Raw genomic sequence first — 17,829 nt, 5'->3', positions numbered from 1 at the left:
TCGGTTCCCTTCGGTTGGAAGCAGGAGTTCGGCAGTGCAGGCGGGCGGGCTCGGCTTTGTTTCCCCACCTGGATGGAAGCAGAGGGAAAGCGAGCTGGCGGCCTTCACCCGGGCAGGCGAGGTCGAGCTCGGCGCACTCCGGGCAGGTGCAGAGGCGTTCGCGATCGGCGACGCGCGTCATGGCCGCTGGTCCCGTTCGATCCGACGCCGGCGGTCTTCCCAGAAGCGCTTGTCCTCGCGGCTCATCGGCATGATCCGAGGCTTGCGGCCGGAGGTGACGGCGGGGTTGGGAAAGGTCTGCTTGATGAGACGCGACAAGCGACAGGTCATGAAGGGTCTCCCATCGGAATAAAGTGAAGAGGCGCGCCGCGATCGGTGCGCGGGATGGCGACGTCGACCAGCACCTCGATCGCGCGCCCGCGGCGGCGCAGGCGCCGGATGGCGCCGCGCTCCTCAAGCGCATCGACCAGTCGATTGACGGTGCCCTTGCCCCGGCAGCCGAGGCCCCGCGCCATCTCGATGCGGGTAGGGGCGATCCCCGAGTTCGCCTCGACGTACCCCGCGATGAAGCGAAGCAGCTGCTGCTGGCGGAACGTGAGGGGATAGGGTGCGATCATGGCACGACGCCCTCGGCCAAGGCGGCTACTGGCCGCACGAGGTGACTGGATGGCCGAACGCGAGGCCTGGGAGCAGGCCGTGGAGACTTGGGCCGGGCCGCAAGGGTTCAGCCCGCCGCGCGAACGGAAGCGCACGCCCTAGCGGCATCACCGACTGAAGGAATTCACCATGACGACGGCAGACACGATCGCCGCCGCGCTCCGCGCGGTGGCGCCACAAGGCGTGCTCAAGCAGCCCGAAGTCCCGCTGATCGACCAGCTCGCGGCAATGTGGGATGCACGGCGCCCGCCGCCGGCTGGCGAACCCGCCTGGATCGCGGCGGCGAGATCGAAGTTGGGCGAGCGCGAGATCCCCGGGCCAAAGCACAATTCGTGGATCGCGAAGGGCTGGGCGTCGCTGGGCGCGACCTGGTTCAACGACGACGAGACGCCCTGGTGCGGCTTCTTCGTTGCCTGGTGCCTCGATCAAGCGGGCCTCGACTATCCGAAGGCGTTCCCGCGCGCGGCCAGCTTCAAGAGCTGGGGGACTGACTGTCCAGCACAGCTCGGGGCGATCGGCGTGAAGTCGCGTGTCGGCGGCAATCACGTGTTCTTCATCGTCGGCCAGACCGAGGACCGCGCGTACTACAAGGCGCTCGGCGGCAACCAGTCGAATGCGGTTACGATCATGGACATTCGCAAGTCCGACGTCGACGCGATCCGTTGGCCTTCGGTTGAGGCGATGCCTGCCGAATTGAAGCTGCCCATGCTCGCGCGCGGCACGATATCGAGAAACGAGGCGTGACCCGGCTCGACGCACTTGAAGGGCTGTGGCGCCTTCTCACGAAGCCGTTCCGCGTGGCGGCGGCGGTGTTCCGGTTCCTGGTCGACATGACGCCGCGGCAGATTGAGAGCCTTTGCACCTGCGCGATCCTTGGCGCGCTCGTCGTCTGGAATCTGCAGGATTTGTTTCTGCTGGCTCTTGCGCGATCTGCCTCTCGATCGACCGAAGAGCGCTTCTTCGAACTCGTCGCCGACCTGATCGAGGATCACTCTTGGCTGACGATCATGGGCGTGGTGGCCGTTGTGCTGATCGCATGGGGCGCGCGTCACTTCGACGTAAAGGTGCGCGACATCGAGTTGCGCATGGCGCGCGGCGATCATCTCGTTGACGCCAATGGCGAGTAGTGCTGAGTGTTGAACTGCGGCATTATGTGCAAATGCACCAATGCAGAGGCATTGTCATTCAGCCTCGATGGCAGTTATCATCTGGGGGGCGAATACAATTCTCGGTCTGGCTGATCGCGGTGAACGCGTGGTAAACCCCGTAGTCGTCTTTATCAGTGTTATCCCAGATGTCGTCTTTGCTGCGATAGATCACATCCCTTTTATAAATCGCGTTGTCATACGTTTTATAGAGAATGCCGCTCACCACATAGACTGACAATTTACCGGCTTTGAAATCGGCATACGCATTAGGGGGTGCGTCGAATCTCCTTCGCCTGATATTGCTGGAAAAGCGAGGCCCGAGAACGTTTGGGGGGAGCACACACAGTTCTTCCAGAGCAATCGGTTCGGGCCTAATGCCGGGCACGTCGACAAAACATCGATGAATGTGCCGATATTCCTCGGCGGGCGTCTGGCCCGCATTATGGAATGCTACCGAGAACGTGGGGCCTTCGATATCTTTCGTTTCGAATTGGACCCAAATCTTTTCGAGAATGACAAAAGCCCGGGCGGTTCGCTGAGTGATGCGGTTCGCTTCGATCATTGCTTTGGTGGCATCGCCAGTTTCTTTAACCGCTTCGCGTGTCAGGCTGACCTGCTTCCAAATGAGGATGGTTCCCAAAAACGTTACCAAAGCAGTCAAGCCGGCAAAAACGGTCATGTAGAAAGCCCACGCGGCCATGCTCTCTTGGGCCGCGAGATCGCGCTGTTCATGATCCTCGCCGCTGTCGGGAGGTGGATTTGCTATCGCTCGTTCCACTGGGTCGGGAACGAGCGCGATATTGGGAAGGCTCTTAGTCACGCCCTGATAAATTGGAGTGGCGGACTCGTCTGGGATTACAGCCCCATACTGCTTGTGGGCGGGAGCGTATAGCGAGCCGAAATACGCCCCGGTCCCCAGCGAAACGAAAGTTAGTGCGACGAGCGCTGCTAAAGCCGCAAGTCTGTAGCCCCAGTTGCCGTCGGACATTGTAAAAAGAACACCGCTGTAAATTTGCCGCAGCTGATCTTGTTCCTGATATTCTGCCCAGAGTCCATGACGCGAAAATCTACTGGCATCCCGACCAACTTGGCATGGGTCGCGCTCAGTCACCCATCCCCAACGGGGGCGAGGATTACTCTTGGCTGACAATCATGGTCGTGAAGGCGCTCCCGTCAACTGCGCGGGGCGCGGGTCGGCCCAACCTGAAATGAAGACCGTGTCGAGTGACGCTGCGGAATGACTACACCGGCTCCCGCTTTCAGAGGCTTATGCTCGGGCGCGAGAACAAGCCTCACCTCCGCACCACTTGGCCGGTCGGGGAACTAGCCACGGCAGGTGCCGCCTGACTGCAAATTTACGCGAAGCCGTGGGGCGACGCAATCAGCATCGGAGAACTTGCATGGGCTGGCTGACAGCAAAGGGCGCGCTCGGATTGGTGCGCTGGGGATGGATCGCGATCGTGGCGGCGCTGATCGCTGCTGCCGTGCTCGTGATCGACAGCGCGATCGAGGACGTGATCGCTGTCTCGAAGGACCAGGGCGCGACCGAACAGCGCGAGGGCGACCTGCACGAAACACTCAACCGAACGGAGGAAGGCAACAATGCGCGAACCGAGATCGAGGAAGGGCTTGGCCGCGCTGATGGCCGTAGCCGCCCTGTCTATGACCAGTGCCTGCGGACCGCGAGAACGCCCGAAAACTGTGAGCGATTTCTGCCTGAACGATAAGCGGATCAGCGCTGAGCCGGCGCCGAAGCCTGGCGCGAATGACCCGGGCAATCGCTTCGACACCGATCAAACCTTTGCAGAGGCGGTCGCGCACAATGCGGTGCACGATCGCCTCTGCCTCAATCGAGGAGACTGACTGATGAGATCCTTGCGAAATGCGCTGTTCGCCCTGGCCGCATTTGCGGCCTTTTTTGTGCCCGCTGTTGCTGGCGCGCATCCGTGCCCGCCGGGATCGTTGCCTGAGCTCTCGCGTGACGAATATCCTGCGCCGGAGGTGACCGGCGATCGCGTCGCCCCTTATTCGGCCCAAGCGCTGGCGCTGATGCAACATGCGCGGCGCGGCTACTATGGCAGCGACTGGATCCTTTCGAAGATCTGGAACATCGATGCGCTGGAACTGGCGGTAATCTCGGATCTGATCGCCGAAGGCTACAGTTTTCGCGGGCTGTCCCGTGCGCCCGAAGCCTATATGGCTCAACTGCCCGAAGCCTATCGGCGGCTCGAGGCCAAGGCGGTTCCCCTCGGTTTGCGATACTCGCGCGTATCGTCGTGGGAGAAATGGCCCGGTCGGCCCGGGTTGCGGATCATCGCTGCCATGCTCAAGGGCTGACGCACTTCCCGATGCGGGGCATGGGCATATCTTGGAGCCCATGCCCCGCATCGGACTATTCAGAAACGGGGAGCCCTCGCGCCATTGGTCGGGCAACCCGATCGCGTTCGAGACGATGGCAGAGGCGCGCGCATGGGCAGCGCCTTATGAACAGCCGGGCGTTTTGAAGGAGGAGCACTGGCCGACGAAGGCGCGGTCGATAGCAACGGTTGTGCAGCCTGCGCCGGTGGTCGAGCAAGCTGAGCGGGTGTGGTGGCAGCGGCTCGGCAAGGACTAACTTACAACATCTTGCCGAGGCGGGATCAGTTCTTAAAACAATCTGCCAGCAGACAGCCACTTCAGCATCGAAACTTTAAAGACGGACGCATTTGACGACGATGCTAGTCGCCTCGCTCGCCCAATCCATCCACTTTCTCGCAATCGTACTCGCCCGGAAACAGGTGCACGTGGCCGATAGAGATGGTCGCAGGAGCCTTTTTGGAGTCTGCGCCAACGCTCAGCGGCCCGGCGAGTAGCAGGGCGATCGCGGGTAGGGAGAAGCCGACTGATATGCAGGCAATAGCAGCCCACCACAGGCCCCAAGATCGACGAGACCATCGCCAAGCCCTTTTCTCTTGAGCTTGGTGGGCCTCAAGCCGCTTCTCGAGATCCTCGCCATTCGCATCAGGGATCAAGCCTTTCAGCTTGGCCATTTTATCGAACTCGAGCGATGTTTTGCGCCTCAAGAAGTAGTTGATCAGCGATAATGTCAGCGAGGCTAGGGCGAGGAGCAGAGTCCACGGTAGCACAAATTGCAAAGTTGGAGCAGTTTCAATCAGGTTCTTGTAGGCGCCAAGTAAACTCACGATGCCGCCGCCAGCAACCGTGAGAATTGCAAGGTGCCCTGCGTTGTCAATCGTCGCCCTGATCTGCAGCCCTTCCTTGTTCACAGGCGTCGCTTCCTTTACGCTAGAAATGATTGGTCACTTGCAACCCTACAGTAGGCGTTGATTCTAGAGGGAAATTGGGGGTACGGACGGGGGTATCGGTATAGAAATTTGCAGCGGAGACCTCGGAAATTCGCCGATCTCCATTGTGACCGCGGCGGAGGGGTTATCCGCCGCGATCCGCATCCCTTTCAATGGCCACAGCGGCGATGCCAGCGCCGTTCGCGTAGAACAGTCCGACCTCGCCGCCGCCGGCCAACCTGCCATACTCGATCCTGCCTAGCTTCTTCTCGACCAAGCTTCTGGCGGTTCGCCAGTTGCCGGCACCCTGAAGCCTGACACTCCAGCTGGATCCGGGCGGCGCTTCGACTGCCGAGCAGCCCAACATGGCTCGCTGGTTCTCCGACAGCTTATGCATCAGCTGTCTGTCTCGGCCGGGGGGCGAATGAAGGGGCTCTGACCGGAAATCCACATCGGCGGGTGCGTATTGCCCCAGCAGCCGAACCATACGGCACCAGTGCGCTGAACCTCCTCCAGCTCTTCCGGGGTCAGCTGCCATTTGCTGATCACGTTGGGGCTGCCGTCGAGATCCCGGTACCGGTGAACATGCAGCGCATAAACCGTGCCGGCGGCTGCATCCTCAGGCGTTGGCGGCGCCAAGATCGTGTTCGCTTCAGGAAATTCGACGCCTCTGGCCACTGACAACCTCCGATCTAGCGAGGACAATATATGCTCACTCAGGCCGCGGCGAAAGCCGCCGTGCCGCGCGACCGCGCCTTCAAGCTCGCCGATTTCGGCGGGCTTTTTCTTTTCGTGGCGCCGACAGGCACGAAGTCCTGGCGGCTAAAGTATCGGCGCGGAGGCAAAGAGCGGTTGCTCGTGCTTGGCCGCTTTCCGGAGATCTCGTTACCCGACGCCCGTAAACGCCGCGAGGAGGCCAAGGCGCAACTGCGGGCCGGCCTCGATCCCGCGACGCCGCGCGAGTTGCTCGAGACATTCGAGCAGCTCGCGCGGGCCTGGTACCGGCACGCTGAGGCGGGCTGGTCGCGCGCGCACGCTGAGGACGTAATCGCCGCGCTTGAGCGTGACGTGTTCCCGGCGATCGGTGATAGACAGGCGACCACGATCGAGCCGCCAGAGCTGCTCGATGTGCTTGGCACGCTCGAGGCCCGCGGGCGGATCGAGACGGCACGGCGAATGCGCCAACGTCTTTCGGCCATCTTCGGTTTCGGAATCGCGAAGGGCCTGCTCGAGCGTGATCCAGCGCATCATCTCAGGCGGGCGATGCAGGCCGCCGCGCCGACGCGACCAATGCCGGCGCTGACACGGATCGAGGATTGCCGAGCGCTACTCGCGGCATGCGACCGCGCGGATGCGCGGGCAGCCACTCGACTGGCGTCCCGATTCCTGGCGCTGACCGCTGTGCGCCTCGAAGCGGTGCGCGGTATGCGCTGGGAAGAGCTCGAGGATCTGGACGGTGCAGAGCCGCTTTGGCGCGTGCCGGCGGCACGGATGAAGCTCAAGCGCGCGAAGAAGAATGACGCACGGTTCGATCACCTGGTGCCACTCAGTCGCGAGGCATTGTCGGTCTTGCGTGCAGCTGGTGAACTTGGGGTCGACCCCAAGTTGGTCAGGCGCGAACCCCATGAAGACGGGCATGATACCCATTCTTTCGTTTTCGCCGGCAGGAGCGGGATCGCGCCGATCGGCGAAGGTGCGATCGGCGCGCTCTATGCTCGCGCCGGCTTCGCCGGCCGCCACGTACCGCACGGATGGCGATCGAGCTTCTCGACGATTCTGAACGAGACGCTTGGGCCCGATGCGCGCGACGACATCGATCGCGCGCTTGCGCATAGTCCGGGCAGCAAGGTTGAGGCGGCCTACAATCGCGCAGCGCAGCTCAACCGACGTCGCGTGCTCTTCGAGCGCTGGGGCGCGATGCTCATGACCTGACAGATTTCCCCGCGAGGAGCGGGGGTTTCCGGGATGGTACCCCGGGCACCGACGAGATCAAGGCTCGCCACGACACAGCTGGCCGACTGGCCGCCCCGCACCCGCGCATACGGGCGGGGTCAATGGAGCCTTTTCGAAAAATGGAGTCAATCCAACACGTTCGCCCCGTTTCGCCCGCTGCCGGCTACCAGGGTGGAAAGCGCAATCTCGCGCGCCGAATCTGTTCAATCATCGATGCGACGGAGCACGAAGCCTACGCCGAACCGTTCGTCGGGATGGGCGGCATCTTCCTGCGCCGATCGACACGACCACGCGTCGAAGTGATCAACGACATCTCCGGAGACGTCGCGACGTTCTTCCGGGTGCTCCAGGAGCACTATCCCTACTTCCTCGATATGCTGCGATGGCGCCTGGCTAGCCGCAACGAATTCGAGCGGCTGCGGGGGATGGATCCCTCAAGGCTCACGGACCTCCAGCGCGCGGCGCGCTTTCTCTATCTGCAGAGGCTCGCGTTCGGCGGCAAGATCAAGGGCCGCAGTTTCGGCGTGGACAAGACGCAGGGCGCGCGATTCAATGTCTCGCGGCTCGAGCCCATGCTTGCCGATCTTCACGAGCGTCTCGCCGGCGTTGTGATCGAGCAGCTGCCATACGCGGAACTCATTGGTCGCTACGACCGGCCGGGAATGCTGTTCTATCTCGATCCTCCGTACTTCGGTTGCGAGGACGACTACGGCGCGGGCACCTTTAATCGCGCGGACTTTGAGCGACTGGCCGCGATCCTCGGCGGCGCGCGCGGCAAGTTCATTGTCTCGATCAATGACACGGCCGAGATCCGCTCCACCTTTTCGGCATTCGAAATTCAACAAGTCGAAACGACGTGGACAATCTCAACTGCATCAGCGGGCGGCGCAAAGCAGGTCAGTGAGCTGCTGATCAGCAATTTCGCGCTGCCCTAAGCAGCAGCCCCGAATCATCGTTACGGCAGCAGGATGGCACGGACCTTGCGCTTGGCCCTTCGCCAAGCCGGGGCGGCGTAGCCGCCCCCGTGCGCCGGTGCGGCCGGCGTTAGGGTGAGGGGTCATGGTGGCATTTCGGATGGCGCTGGGGGCGTCAGCCCCGACGCATCTGACGCACATGCGTCAGATTCCCTATTGGATCAGTATGATCCCCCGGTTTCTCCCGTGCTGCCGGATTCGCCCATCAGGCTATCGCGCTGATCGACCAGGATCGCGAGGCGCTTGAGCGTTTCGCCGAGCAGGCGATCGCCGTTCCAAGTGGCCTCGTGGCGCTCCTGGGCACTGAAACCCGCGAGCATGGCTTCGTACGCCTGCTTCTCGGCCTTGCGCCTGTCCTCCTCGCATGCGGGCACAGGTGGCTTGCGAAGAAGCGAGACCAGCCACTGGTTCATCACTTTGGGTACGAGGAGTGCGTAGGCGTTCGACACCTGCTCGACCTGTTGGCCGCCAGGTTCCGGATCCTCGATCGGGCGCGATCTGCGGATCCAACTCAGGAAGCCCTCGATCCGCAGGCGACAAAGTGCTTCGTGTACAGCCGAATAGGATCGACCGATCCCGGCCGCGATTGTGCCTATGGCTGGATCGAGGCGCCCGCTCGCATAATCGACCTTCTCGTAGAGCCAAGCCAGGACCTCGAGTCCGACTTCGCCTAGTGCGCCATTGCGCGCTCCAGGATTCTTTTCTCTGCGCTCAAGCCGTGTCTTGTACTCGAATGAGCGAGCGGCCTTCATCAATGCTGCAGTCCATCTCGTGCCTCCGCGTTTCGATCCGTCGTGGATCGGCTTCCAAAGCCGTTCTTCGATCGTTCCCTCGGTGTAGGAGTTCCGCCAGACCTTCTCCCCGCTCCGCGGACTATCACCACGCTCCAAGAGCGCCCTGGTCCGCCTGCCAAGTTTCGAACTCGTAATTCGCGCGGCCAACAGGCCGAAAGCTGTCGCTTCAGATTTCGCCGAGGCCGTCATGCTCGGCCCCCCGTTCGGATCGAGCTTTCCGCCGAGGCCCAGCATAAATATTGTCGAGGGGCTGTACGCCATCGATCAACAAGTCGGCCCACTCCTGCGCCAACGCTCGCCGTCGGGACATGTAGGCGGCACGGTTGTAGGCGATTTCCACACCGCCCTGGACGTGAGCCAGCATCAAATCGATGATCGCACGATCGCCGGCATTGCCTAGCTCCGCCGCGCGCTCGTTCATGACGGTCGAAAAGGTCGCCCTCCAACCGTGCGGAACATGCCGATCGCGCAGGCCCGCATCGCGATACAGCTTGCTGATCGTCGAATCGCTCATCGGCCGGCCATTCTCCGCCGGGAGCAGCAGCGATGATGATCCGCCAATGGCCATCGCTGCTTTCACCAGCTGCACGGATTGTCGGGCAAGCGGGATGGTGAAGTCGAAAGCGGCGTCGGTCTTCTGCCCCGCGCTGAGTTTCATCTTCGCCGCGGGGATACGCCATTGAGGCTCTGCGCCGTCCAGATCCTCGAACTCCCGACGTTCCGCCAAACGCACCATTCCCGGCCGCGCTGCTGTGAGCGCGATAAGCCTCGACGCAAGCTTCGTCGACCAATGAGCGAGTGACACTGCCTCGATCTTCGCCAGCACGTCTCTGGCTTGCTCGATCGACAGCACCGCAGGTCGACGGCCACCGGTCGAGGGCGCCAGCGCCTTGCCGATGATCGCGGCCGGGTCGCTCGTCGCCAGCCCTGAAGCAATCGCCCAGACGAAGATCTCGGAAACGTGCGTGCGAACCTCGCGTGCCATCGTCAGTGATCCGCGCGCCTCGATGCGGCGCAGAGCTGCCAGGACGTCGCCCGGCTCGATCGAGCGGATCGGATGCGAGCCGAACTCGCGGAAGATGTTGCGTTCGAGCCGCTCGAGCACCTGCTTGGCATAGCGGGGTGTCAGCTTGCTCTTCTTCTGGTCGTGCCAGGCGCGCGCGATCGCTTCGAAGTTCTCCGCCTTCACATTCTGCCGCTTGCGCCGCTGCAGTTCGGCGCCCGGGTCGATTCCCTCTGCCAGTTTCGCCCGGGCCTTGTCGCGCGCCGTGCGCGCATCCTTCAACGAAACGACTGGGTAGCGGCCGAGCGTCAGCCTTTTTTCGCGGCCCGCGAATCGGTACTTCCAGCACCAGCTCTTGGTGCCGGTCGGTAGTACGAGAAGAAAGAGACCATTCGCGTCGGCGAGCTTGATTGGCTTTCCGGAAGGAACCGCCTTCCTGCAGGCGGTATCGCTCAACGCCATGTGAGGCCCCGAATGAAGCCCCCAGCGAAGCCCCCAAAGGTTCTGCGCTTGGATGATCCCTGTTTATCTCGCATGAGACAAATTCTGCAGCTTTTTGGGGGTTTATGCAAGCGGGAGGAGCTTGATTGATCTCGAATGAGACAAACACTGGCTGGGGCGGCAGGATTCGAACCTGCGCATGCCGGTACCAAAAACCGGTGCCTTACCGCTTGGCTACGCCCCAACACGCAGGGCGCGCTTAGCCGCTTCGTCGCGGGATGAAAAGAGGCAGTGATCATCCGGCAGAAAACGTGTGTTGTTGGGGTGGTCGACGCAAATTCTGAAATTAGGCGAGGCAGAAGCGGCACCGCCTCACCGCGAATCTCTCAAAGCAACGAGCCGGGCTCAAGCGACGCTGGCGGCGAAGGCGAATGCGACATGCTCGTGTCACCACTCTCACGCTTTGCTGACGCAATTCGCTTGTCGTTCCGATGTACGTTTGGATGCCACTGTCAGGGGGAGGGGCAGAGTTTTATAGGGATGCAACGCACTTCGATGCGTCTGCACCACGCCTATGAGTTCAGCCCCTAATCAATTGCGTAGCTTCCCGCCGCATTCGAACGAAGTAGCTTTGTGCCACGAAAAAAGCACACAAGTTCACGGGAGAATTCTGAAATGCGGATGGTTCGCACACGCGCTCTGTCGACCACTCTGATCGCGGGCGCCTGCTTCGTTTCGGCATCCGCTCAGGCGCAGCAGAATGCACCGGATGATGCAGCGAACACCGGCCTCGAGGAAATCATCGTCACGGCGCAGAAGCAGGCGCAAAGCCAGCAGGACGTGCCGATTTCGGTGACGGCGGTGACAGGGGAGGCGCTCCAGGAAGCGCAGGTCAATAACATTGCCGACCTCTCGAATTCGATCCCCAACGTGCAGATCAACACGTTCTCGAACTCGCCCGATTCCGCAGTCTTCACCATTCGCGGCGTCGGGGTGAACGATGCCGATCCCTATGTCGGCACGACGGTTTCAGTCGTGGTCGACGGCGTCGTGGTCGGCGTCAACACCGCAGCGCTGCTGTCGCTTTTCGATATCGATCGCGTCGAAGTGCTGCGCGGCCCGCAAGGCACTCTGTTCGGCGCGAACACGACGGGCGGTGTGATCAATGTCGTGACCAAGCAACCGACGGGTGAATTCGGCGGCGACATCGAAGCGGTTTACGGCAACTACGGCCATCTCGAGCTGAACGGCGCGCTCAACGTCCCGCTGACGGAGAACCTCTCGGGCAAGATCTCGGTCTTGCACAACGAGATGGATGGCTACTTCCGCAACTACGCGGACAATCGCCGGATCGGAAAGCGCAACATCACGACGCTGCGCGGATATTTGAAGTACGACAGAGGCGATTACGACGCGACGCTTATCGGTGAATACGTGCGCAGCCGCAATGGATCGCAGACCGGCATCCTCATCGCGGGTCCCGGCGAACTGTTCTATACGCCGGGAGAGACAACCGATCCGTTTGACTTCAAGCGCGGCCTGAGTTCGGACCAGCCGGATTCGAACGACCGCGATTCCTACGCCATTACGCTCACTCAGAACCTAACGAGCGGCATCGGCGATCTCACTTCGATCACGTCGTATCGCGAATACGACAACGAACTGTTCTCGGACGACGATGCGACCACCCGCGTGCTGCTGCAAACGCGTCGGCGCACCAAGCATCATCAATTCAGCCAGGAACTGCGCGATCTGATCGATCTCAGCGATACGACCCGGCTGATCCTTGGTGGCTATTATTTCCGCCAGCGCTATACCCTCGATCAACAGGGCAAGCTCGACGGCTTCCTTCCTGGGCTCGGTCAGCCGCAAACGCAGGCGCAGACCAACTGGTCACTCTCCGGCTTCGCCCAGCTTTACCAGGACCTGACGGGCAGCCTGCGCCTGCAGGCCGGTATCCGCTACAGCCACGAAAAAACCGAAGCGACGTCTACTACGGCCAACACGATCAATCCCTCAGGCGTAGCGACCTTCAACGATCCGCTGATCCCCGGAAGCCTTATCGTTGCCAGCGGGAAAGAGTCTTGGAACAACGTCGGCTGGAAGGTCGGGCTCGACTATCGGGTGGATCCGGACGTGATGCTTTACGGCTATTATGCGCGCGGTTTCAAATCGGGGGGCTTCACGGGCCGCATCGCGATCGCGCAAGATATCGGCCCGTTCGATCCAGAAAAACTCGATACGATTGAGGGCGGCATCAAGGCGGATCTCCTTGATCGCCACCTACGAGTAAATCTTGCCGCGTTCTACAACTGGTATTCCGACATGCAGGTGGTGCAAAACATCACCTATCCGTCGGGGGCCAATTCGGCTTCGATCGCCAACGCGGGCAGTGCCCGTACCAAAGGCTTCGAGCTGGAAGTAACCGCGATCCCGGTGACGGGACTGACGCTGACCGGCGCGCTCGCCTATCTGGATGCCAAGTACAAGGAGTACGACACCCAGGTTCTCGACCCCGTGACGGGCGGGCTAGTGCCGATATCCTATGCAGGCAATCGCCTGATGAATGCGCCCAAGTGGAACGCGGCCCTGGGGGTCAACTGGAAGCAGCCGCTGGCCAATGGCACACTCAGCACGACGGGGCAGTACACCTATACGAGCGCGAAGTTCACCAGCTACACCAACTTGCCGGTGGAACGCGTCGGCCCGGTCGAACTCGTGAACGCCAGCATCAACTGGGGGCCGGACGACGCCGGATGGACGGTCGGTGCCTTCGCCCGCAACCTGCTCGACGAAGAGTATTTCAACCAGAAGCTGAATTTGGCCGGCATCGGCACCTTGGCCTCGCTCGGCACGCCGCGAGAATACGGCGTCAACTTCCGCTATAGCTTCTGATGTGCCCGTCAAAGCGACGCGGCATTGCGGGGGCGGGGGTTCGAGGAGGGGGCCAGGCGCACCAGTGCCCGGCCGTTCTCTCGCGGGCTCTTACATCACGGCATCGATATCGGCGGCGCTGTGCCGCTCGATCGCCCAACCCTCGGCGTTGCGGTTGACCTTGCGCCCACGCTGCAGCGCGGGGCGGGCGTCGAGTTCAGCCACCCATCGTTCGACATGGGTGTAGCTCTCTATCTCAAGGAAAGTCGCCGCATCGCCATAGGCTTCACCGCGCGCAAATGTGCCGAGCCAGGCATAGGCTGCGATGTCCGCGATGGTCAGCATGTCGCCGGCGAGATAAGGCGTTTCGGCCAGGCGTCGATCCGCAACCGAGAACAGGCGCTTGGTCTCCATCGCATAACGATTGATCGGATATTCGAACTTTTCAGGAGCGTAGGCATAGAAGTGCCCGAAGCCGCCGCCGATCATCGGCGCGCTGCCCATCTGCCACATCAGCCATGAAAGGCACTCGGCGCGGCCCGCGGGGTCGGTGGGCATGAAGGCGCGGAACTTCTCGGCGAGATGCAGCAGGATCGCCCCGGATTCGAACACGCGGAACGGCGTTTCGCCCGAGCAATCGAGCAGCGCCGGGATCTTGGAATTGGGGTTGACCGAAACGAAGCCGCTCGAAAATTGGTCGCCATCCTGGATCGAGATGAGCCAGGCGTCGTATTCGGCGTCATGACCTGCGGCGAGCAGTTCCTCGAACAGCATCGTGACCTTCTGGCCATTGGGCGTGCCCAGCGAATAGAGTTGAAAGGGATGTTCGCCGCGCGGCAGATCCTTGTCGTGCGTCGGGCCGGCGATCGGCCGGTTTATGCTGGCGAACTGCCCGCCGTTCTCCTGATCCCAGGTCCAGACCTTGGGCGGCACATATTCTGACATCGGCATTGCTCCTCGTGATCGGCTTGCGAGCGAAGTAGGTCTGCGCGCGCGCCGTGCAAGGTTTCGCGCCGATGGCTAAGGGCGATGCGGCAGTGCGTCGAAACGGAACTTGGCGCCGACCGAGGCGGTGATCCGCGTACCGAGCCGCGTGGTGCGCGCGGGCGGTGTGGTTGAGTGTGGTTCTGGTGTCGGGCAGACGATCGCCTTCACGGCCTGCGCCAGCTCGAAATAGCCTTGTCGATGCATGTGGAAGCCATCGTCCCAGATCCATTCCTCACTGGTGACGGTGTCGATATCGAGCAGCACGAACTTGTCGCTTGCCGCGCAAATGCCTGCGACCAGTTCGTTGTAGAGCCGCCGCAGCTTGAGCGGATTGGGCAAGTGCTCCTGCTTGCGGGTGTTCTCGGTCAAGACGATGATCTTGCAGTCCGCCGGAGTGCGCTCGGCCAGGCGCCAGAGCGCGCGGCGCACCAGATCGCTGCGTTCCTCATGCGAGAAATGTTGGAAGGTCATGGTGCGGGCGAACCAGATCGCTTGATCCGAGGCGAGCAGCTTTCGCAGCGCATCTTCGTCGAACCGCGCGGTAAGGCCGTCGCGGTCGCGGAAATAGTTGTACTCCATCATCCGATAGAAAGAGACGACGAGAGCATCGGCATCGGCCAGCGCCCGATCGCGCTCTTCGAGATCGACCGCGTCGAAAGCGGGCAGCCGACCGCGGGTTTCGCTGCGGCGAATGCGATCGGTATCGTCCTCGAGGATGAAGAAGGGATCGTCGAGCCGCTTCATCAGGCCGCGCACGTCGCGGTTGGTGAACTCGGTCGAATGCATCGAACAATAGGTCGAAAGCTGCAGCATGTCGCAGCCGCCGATCAGCACCAGCTTGCGATCGCGCAGCGCGGCGACTTCGCCCTTCGGGCCGCCCTCGGTGATCCAGTCGACACTTTCGTGCGAGACGATCGGATGCGCGACCGGCTCGACCACGGTAATCTCGGGGCGCTTGAGCAAGTCGTAGACGTATTGCTCCACGCCGATGCCCAGAATTCGGCACGAGAATACGAACTGCCGCAGCGAATATTCGCGCAAGGTGGCGAGCGTCAGGAAAAAGCCGACGATGCCATAATCGGCGTACTTGTCCGAAACCCGGACGATGCCGGGCTTGTGGCCGTAGCGGTCGAGCTGGTCGACGAACTTGCTGCGCGCTTCGTCGGTCTCGATGCGTCGCTTGGTATAGTTGAGCTGGTTCGAGCGGTTGATGAGTTCGATGATTCGGTCGAGATGGGGTTCGACATCATAGTCGATCTCGACGCGTATTTCGCTTTGCCGCAGGAAAGCTTCGGCGCTCTGGCCGCTGGCGGCGCGGAGATCGTGACGGCTGGCGAGGTCGCGGTATTGCGCCAGGCGAGTGAACTTGGGATCGTCGCTGCCCGCCAAGCCAGGCTGGTCCAGCGCGGCGGCAAGATCGTCGGGGCTGGCAAGGCAGGTGAGGCCGGGACAAGCGAAAGCAGCTTCTGCTCGCACCGCGGCATTGTCGTCGATGAACACGACGTTCTCCGCGCGCAGCTGCAGGGCTTCGATCAGCGCGGCGATCCCGCTGCCTTTGGCCGCAAAGCCGATCGCGGGGGCCACGAACCAGTCGCGCATACCCATCGCTTCAAGCTGCGCCAGCGCCGCCTCGCGGGCATTTTTCGATGCGATCGAGGATGGAATACCCCGAGACGCGAGCGTTTTCACCAGCTCGGTATGACGCGGGACGGGTGTGACGCCTTCCTCGGCGAGCGTGCCTTGCCAGAAAGTTTCGTCGAGATCCCAGACGACGAGCTTGATCGGCTCGGCAAAGGGCGGCGTGCTAGCCATGCAACGGTCGGTTCCTCTCGGTGGCGCAACCGTGTCAGCTATATCCCAAGCCGTCGCCGGGGCAAGCGCCGCACCGCCGCGGCAAGACAGCGCGGCAACGATCCGCGCGGCTCGCATTCGCGCTTGGTTGCTGTCGTGCCATGCCGATCAGTAAGCTCGCGCGCGCCGGCGATCGGCTGGGAGCGTATCCGTTCAGTCGAGTGTCCGGTCAGTCGAGCCGCGTGATCCAGCCGTGCGTATCCGGCGTTTCGCCGCGCTGGATCGAGACCAACCGGTCCTTGAGCCGCTGTGTAAGCTGCCCGGGACCGCCCGAGCCGATGGTGAACTCGCCGTCGCGTCCCGAGACTTTGCCGACCGGCGTCACCACCGCGGCCGTGCCGCAGGCGAACGTCTCGACGAGGCGGCCCGAAGCGGCATCCTCGCGCCACTGGTCGATCGAGTAGCGGCCTTCCTCCACCGTCAGGCCTTCCTCGCGCGCCAGCGTCAGGATCGAATCGCGCGTGATGCCGGGCAGGATCGTGCCGGTGAGGGCGGGGGTGAGCAAGGTGCCGTCGTCGAAGGCGAAGTACAGGTTCATGCCGCCCAGTTCCTCGACCCACTTGTGCTCGGCGGCATCGAGGAACACGACTTGGTCGTGCCCGCGCGCGATCGCCTCGCCTTGCGGGACGAGGCTGGCCGCGTAATTGCCGCCGCATTTGGCAGCGCCGGTGCCGCCGGGCGCGGCGCGGGTGTATTCGGAGACCCAGATCGAGACTGCCGGGGCGCCCGACTTGAAGTAGTTGCCTGCCGGACTCGCGATGACGAGGAACTTGTAGTGCTTGGCCGGGCGCACGCCGAGGAAGGCCTCGGTCGCGATCATGAAGGGGCGCAAGTAGAGCGAGCCGCCCTCGATGGCGGGAAACCAGTCGCGATCGGCATCGACCAGCGCGCGGATCGAGTCGACGAACAGGCTTTCCGGGAGCGTCGGCATCGCCAGCCGCTCGGCCGACTTGTTGAAGCGCGCCGCGTTCGCCTCGGGCCGGAACAGCGCGATGCCGCCATCGACCTGGCGATAGGCCTTAAGCCCCTCGAAGATCTCCTGAGCATAATGCAGCACGGCGGCCGCCGGATCGAGCGGGATCGGCTGCCGCGGCCCCAGCGTGGCATCGTGCCAGCCTTTCTCCTCGGACCAATCGATCGAGATCATGTGATCGGAAAAGCTCGTCCCGAAACCGGGATTGCCGAGAATGGCCGTGCGGGCGTCGGCAGCGACGCGGCCGGGGTGCTCGATGCGAGAGAGCGCGAATTCGGGTGCGGCGATCGACGCCATAGGGAGCAATCCTTGCGAATAGAACCCAGCTGCATTGAACGATTATTTCGCCAAATGCAAGTTTGGGAATATATAAATACAGGGCTGAGTCTTTTTAGCAGCCTGTTGGCCAGGTGCAAACCGTCCGCAAGGACCCGGCGCAAATGAGAAGGGCCGCACCGGAAATTCCGGTACGGCCCTTCGCATGGTCAGCGGCCGGAAGTGCCGCCAGCGAAACCTTTATCGCGTACTAACCTTCAGCGATAATGCCTCGCGACGGATATTGCCGACCTCTCTGCTGAACCATGAGACATCGGATCACCTCCTTTCGCGCTATTGAGCCAGGGTGACCGCTTGCGCGGCCGGGGCGGTGGGCCTGGGTTCCGGGGCGTTCCGGAACTTGCCTGCCTGCCTTGACTGAATTTGTGGGACATTCCGCAAGGCACGACAAGACTTGCAATGATTTTTTTTGGCGTCAGTATTCGGCGCTCGCGCTTGCAGTTGTGGAAAAAATCCTCGCGCTGGGCGCGGCTTTCCTTTCATCCGATCCAGTGTCCCGGTGAGGCAGTTCCGCGAACGTAGTCAGAGCCCTTCGAAAGATACACGCTCGCGAT

General features: G+C 62.2%; 19 protein-coding genes and 1 tRNA gene. 8 read left to right on the top strand and 12 right to left on the bottom strand.

Going from position 1 to position 17,829, the window contains the following annotated elements; all coding sequences use genetic code 11:
• Positions 1 to 177 precede the first annotated feature (177 nt).
• Entirely contained in the window at positions 178 to 330 is a 153-nt protein-coding gene (locus tag GQO94_RS05985) for a hypothetical protein (protein WP_156840268.1), read from the bottom strand.
• Positions 327 to 617 carry a LexA family protein gene (locus tag GQO94_RS05980; protein ID WP_156840267.1) on the bottom strand — a complete coding sequence of 97 codons (291 nt, stop codon included), beginning with the start codon at positions 615 to 617 and terminating at the stop codon, positions 327 to 329. The genes GQO94_RS05985 and GQO94_RS05980 overlap by 4 nt, the downstream gene beginning before the upstream one ends.
• Positions 618 to 786: 169 nt before the next feature.
• Between GQO94_RS05980 and GQO94_RS05975 the strand changes: the two genes are divergently transcribed.
• Positions 787 to 1,401, top strand: a complete 615-nt coding sequence (locus GQO94_RS05975; RefSeq protein WP_156840266.1) for a TIGR02594 family protein — start codon at positions 787 to 789, stop codon at positions 1,399 to 1,401.
• On the top strand, positions 1,398 to 1,784 hold the full coding sequence (locus GQO94_RS05970; protein WP_156840265.1) for a hypothetical protein: 387 nt from the start codon (positions 1,398 to 1,400) through the stop codon (positions 1,782 to 1,784). The genes GQO94_RS05975 and GQO94_RS05970 overlap by 4 nt, the downstream gene beginning before the upstream one ends.
• 58 nt (positions 1,785 to 1,842) lie before the next feature.
• On the opposite strand, the gene GQO94_RS05965 is transcribed toward GQO94_RS05970, so the two are convergent.
• Positions 1,843 to 2,916 carry a hypothetical protein gene (locus GQO94_RS05965; protein ID WP_198045835.1) on the bottom strand — a complete coding sequence of 358 codons (1,074 nt, stop codon included), beginning with the start codon at positions 2,914 to 2,916 and terminating at the stop codon, positions 1,843 to 1,845.
• Between the two features lie 289 nt (positions 2,917 to 3,205).
• On the opposite strand from GQO94_RS05965, the gene GQO94_RS05960 reads away from it, so the two are divergent.
• The 3 genes from GQO94_RS05960 (at position 3,206) to GQO94_RS05950 (ending at position 4,419) form a co-directional block, all read left to right on the top strand.
• Complete coding sequence (locus GQO94_RS05960) at positions 3,206 to 3,532, top strand: hypothetical protein (RefSeq protein ID WP_156840263.1); 327 nt, start codon at positions 3,206 to 3,208, stop codon at positions 3,530 to 3,532.
• A gap of 139 nt (positions 3,533 to 3,671) precedes the next feature.
• Positions 3,672 to 4,142: a hypothetical protein gene (locus tag GQO94_RS05955; RefSeq protein WP_156840262.1), complete on the top strand. Its 471-nt coding sequence runs from the start codon at positions 3,672 to 3,674 to the stop codon at positions 4,140 to 4,142.
• A 40-nt stretch (positions 4,143 to 4,182) separates the two neighbouring features.
• Positions 4,183 to 4,419: a hypothetical protein gene (locus GQO94_RS05950; RefSeq protein WP_156840261.1), complete on the top strand. Its 237-nt coding sequence runs from the start codon at positions 4,183 to 4,185 to the stop codon at positions 4,417 to 4,419.
• A gap of 103 nt (positions 4,420 to 4,522) precedes the next feature.
• Here the strand turns inward: GQO94_RS05950 and GQO94_RS05945 are convergent, their stop codons facing one another.
• The 3 genes from GQO94_RS05945 to GQO94_RS05935 all read right to left on the bottom strand — a co-directional run bounded on the left by GQO94_RS05945 (position 4,523) and on the right by GQO94_RS05935 (position 5,767).
• The gene (locus tag GQO94_RS05945) at positions 4,523 to 5,071 is read right to left on the bottom strand and encodes a hypothetical protein (protein WP_156840260.1); all 549 of its coding nucleotides are present in this window, start codon (positions 5,069 to 5,071) and stop codon (positions 4,523 to 4,525) included.
• 163 nt (positions 5,072 to 5,234) lie between these two features.
• Positions 5,235 to 5,486 carry a hypothetical protein gene (locus GQO94_RS05940; protein WP_156840259.1) on the bottom strand — a complete coding sequence of 84 codons (252 nt, stop codon included), beginning with the start codon at positions 5,484 to 5,486 and terminating at the stop codon, positions 5,235 to 5,237.
• The gene (locus tag GQO94_RS05935; RefSeq protein WP_156840258.1) at positions 5,486 to 5,767 is read right to left on the bottom strand and encodes a hypothetical protein; all 282 of its coding nucleotides are present in this window, start codon (positions 5,765 to 5,767) and stop codon (positions 5,486 to 5,488) included. Before GQO94_RS05935 ends, GQO94_RS05940 begins: the two co-directional genes overlap by 1 nt.
• A 30-nt stretch (positions 5,768 to 5,797) precedes the next feature.
• Between GQO94_RS05935 and GQO94_RS05930 the strand changes: the two genes are divergently transcribed.
• Positions 5,798 to 7,021, top strand: coding sequence for a tyrosine-type recombinase/integrase (locus GQO94_RS05930; RefSeq protein ID WP_156840257.1), 1,224 nt, complete (start codon positions 5,798 to 5,800; stop codon positions 7,019 to 7,021).
• Positions 7,022 to 7,161: 140 nt separating this feature from the next.
• Positions 7,162 to 7,977, top strand: a complete 816-nt coding sequence (locus GQO94_RS05925) for a DNA adenine methylase (RefSeq protein ID WP_156840256.1) — start codon at positions 7,162 to 7,164, stop codon at positions 7,975 to 7,977.
• 200 nt (positions 7,978 to 8,177) lie between these two features.
• Here GQO94_RS05925 and GQO94_RS05920 read toward each other — a convergent pair whose 3' ends face one another.
• From GQO94_RS05920 to GQO94_RS05910, 3 genes are all read right to left on the bottom strand, one after another.
• Positions 8,178 to 8,768 carry a replication protein A gene (locus tag GQO94_RS05920; RefSeq protein WP_156840255.1) on the bottom strand — a complete coding sequence of 197 codons (591 nt, stop codon included), beginning with the start codon at positions 8,766 to 8,768 and terminating at the stop codon, positions 8,178 to 8,180.
• A 208-nt stretch (positions 8,769 to 8,976) separates the two neighbouring features.
• Positions 8,977 to 10,275, bottom strand: a complete 1,299-nt coding sequence (locus GQO94_RS05915) for a tyrosine-type recombinase/integrase (RefSeq protein ID WP_156840254.1) — start codon at positions 10,273 to 10,275, stop codon at positions 8,977 to 8,979.
• 148 nt (positions 10,276 to 10,423) lie between these two features.
• Positions 10,424 to 10,498, bottom strand: a tRNA-Gln gene (locus GQO94_RS05910).
• 437 nt (positions 10,499 to 10,935) lie between these two features.
• On the opposite strand from GQO94_RS05910, the gene GQO94_RS05905 reads away from it, so the two are divergent.
• Entirely contained in the window at positions 10,936 to 13,149 is a 2,214-nt protein-coding gene (locus GQO94_RS05905) for a TonB-dependent receptor (protein ID WP_198045834.1), read from the top strand.
• Between the two features lie 90 nt (positions 13,150 to 13,239).
• On the opposite strand, the gene yghU is transcribed toward GQO94_RS05905, so the two are convergent.
• The 3 genes from yghU to GQO94_RS05890 form a co-directional block, all read right to left on the bottom strand.
• Positions 13,240 to 14,073, bottom strand: a complete 834-nt coding sequence (gene yghU, locus GQO94_RS05900; RefSeq protein WP_156840252.1) for a glutathione-dependent disulfide-bond oxidoreductase — start codon at positions 14,071 to 14,073, stop codon at positions 13,240 to 13,242.
• 75 nt (positions 14,074 to 14,148) lie between these two features.
• Entirely contained in the window at positions 14,149 to 15,927 is a 1,779-nt protein-coding gene (locus tag GQO94_RS05895; protein ID WP_156840251.1) for an HAD family hydrolase, read from the bottom strand.
• 208 nt (positions 15,928 to 16,135) lie between these two features.
• Positions 16,136 to 17,236, bottom strand: a complete 1,101-nt coding sequence (locus tag GQO94_RS05890) for a branched-chain amino acid aminotransferase (protein ID WP_156840250.1) — start codon at positions 17,234 to 17,236, stop codon at positions 16,136 to 16,138.
• Positions 17,237 to 17,829 lie beyond the last annotated feature (593 nt).

Source organism: Novosphingobium aquimarinum (assembly GCF_009746585.1).
GTDB classification, from domain to species: domain Bacteria; phylum Pseudomonadota; class Alphaproteobacteria; order Sphingomonadales; family Sphingomonadaceae; genus Novosphingobium; species Novosphingobium aquimarinum.
The sequence above is the reverse complement of the archived record's forward strand: the minus strand, read 5'-3'. Positions and strand labels throughout refer to the sequence as shown.

Excerpts from the sequence above, each read along its gene's own strand:
- GQO94_RS05930 (WP_156840257.1), top strand. The coding sequence starts at position 5,798 with ATGCTCACTCAGGCCGCGGCGAAAGCCGCCGTGCCGCGCGACCGCGCC.
- GQO94_RS05940 (WP_156840259.1), bottom strand. The coding sequence starts at position 5,486 with ATGCATAAGCTGTCGGAGAACCAGCGAGCCATGTTGGGCTGCTCGGCA.
- GQO94_RS05980 (WP_156840267.1), bottom strand. The coding sequence starts at position 617 with ATGATCGCACCCTATCCCCTCACGTTCCGCCAGCAGCAGCTGCTTCGC.
- GQO94_RS05975 (WP_156840266.1), top strand. The coding sequence starts at position 787 with ATGACGACGGCAGACACGATCGCCGCCGCGCTCCGCGCGGTGGCGCCA.
- yghU (WP_156840252.1), bottom strand. The coding sequence starts at position 14,073 with ATGTCAGAATATGTGCCGCCCAAGGTCTGGACCTGGGATCAGGAGAAC.
- GQO94_RS05920 (WP_156840255.1), bottom strand. The coding sequence starts at position 8,768 with ATGAAGGCCGCTCGCTCATTCGAGTACAAGACACGGCTTGAGCGCAGA.
- GQO94_RS05905 (WP_198045834.1), top strand. The coding sequence starts at position 10,936 with ATGGTTCGCACACGCGCTCTGTCGACCACTCTGATCGCGGGCGCCTGC.
- GQO94_RS05950 (WP_156840261.1), top strand. The coding sequence starts at position 4,183 with ATGCCCCGCATCGGACTATTCAGAAACGGGGAGCCCTCGCGCCATTGG.
- GQO94_RS05925 (WP_156840256.1), top strand. The coding sequence starts at position 7,162 with ATGGAGTCAATCCAACACGTTCGCCCCGTTTCGCCCGCTGCCGGCTAC.
- GQO94_RS05915 (WP_156840254.1), bottom strand. The coding sequence starts at position 10,275 with ATGGCGTTGAGCGATACCGCCTGCAGGAAGGCGGTTCCTTCCGGAAAG.
- GQO94_RS05985 (WP_156840268.1), bottom strand. The coding sequence starts at position 330 with ATGACCTGTCGCTTGTCGCGTCTCATCAAGCAGACCTTTCCCAACCCC.
- GQO94_RS05890 (WP_156840250.1), bottom strand. The coding sequence starts at position 17,236 with ATGGCGTCGATCGCCGCACCCGAATTCGCGCTCTCTCGCATCGAGCAC.
- GQO94_RS05960 (WP_156840263.1), top strand. The coding sequence starts at position 3,206 with ATGGGCTGGCTGACAGCAAAGGGCGCGCTCGGATTGGTGCGCTGGGGA.
- GQO94_RS05895 (WP_156840251.1), bottom strand. The coding sequence starts at position 15,927 with ATGGCTAGCACGCCGCCCTTTGCCGAGCCGATCAAGCTCGTCGTCTGG.
- GQO94_RS05955 (WP_156840262.1), top strand. The coding sequence starts at position 3,672 with ATGAGATCCTTGCGAAATGCGCTGTTCGCCCTGGCCGCATTTGCGGCC.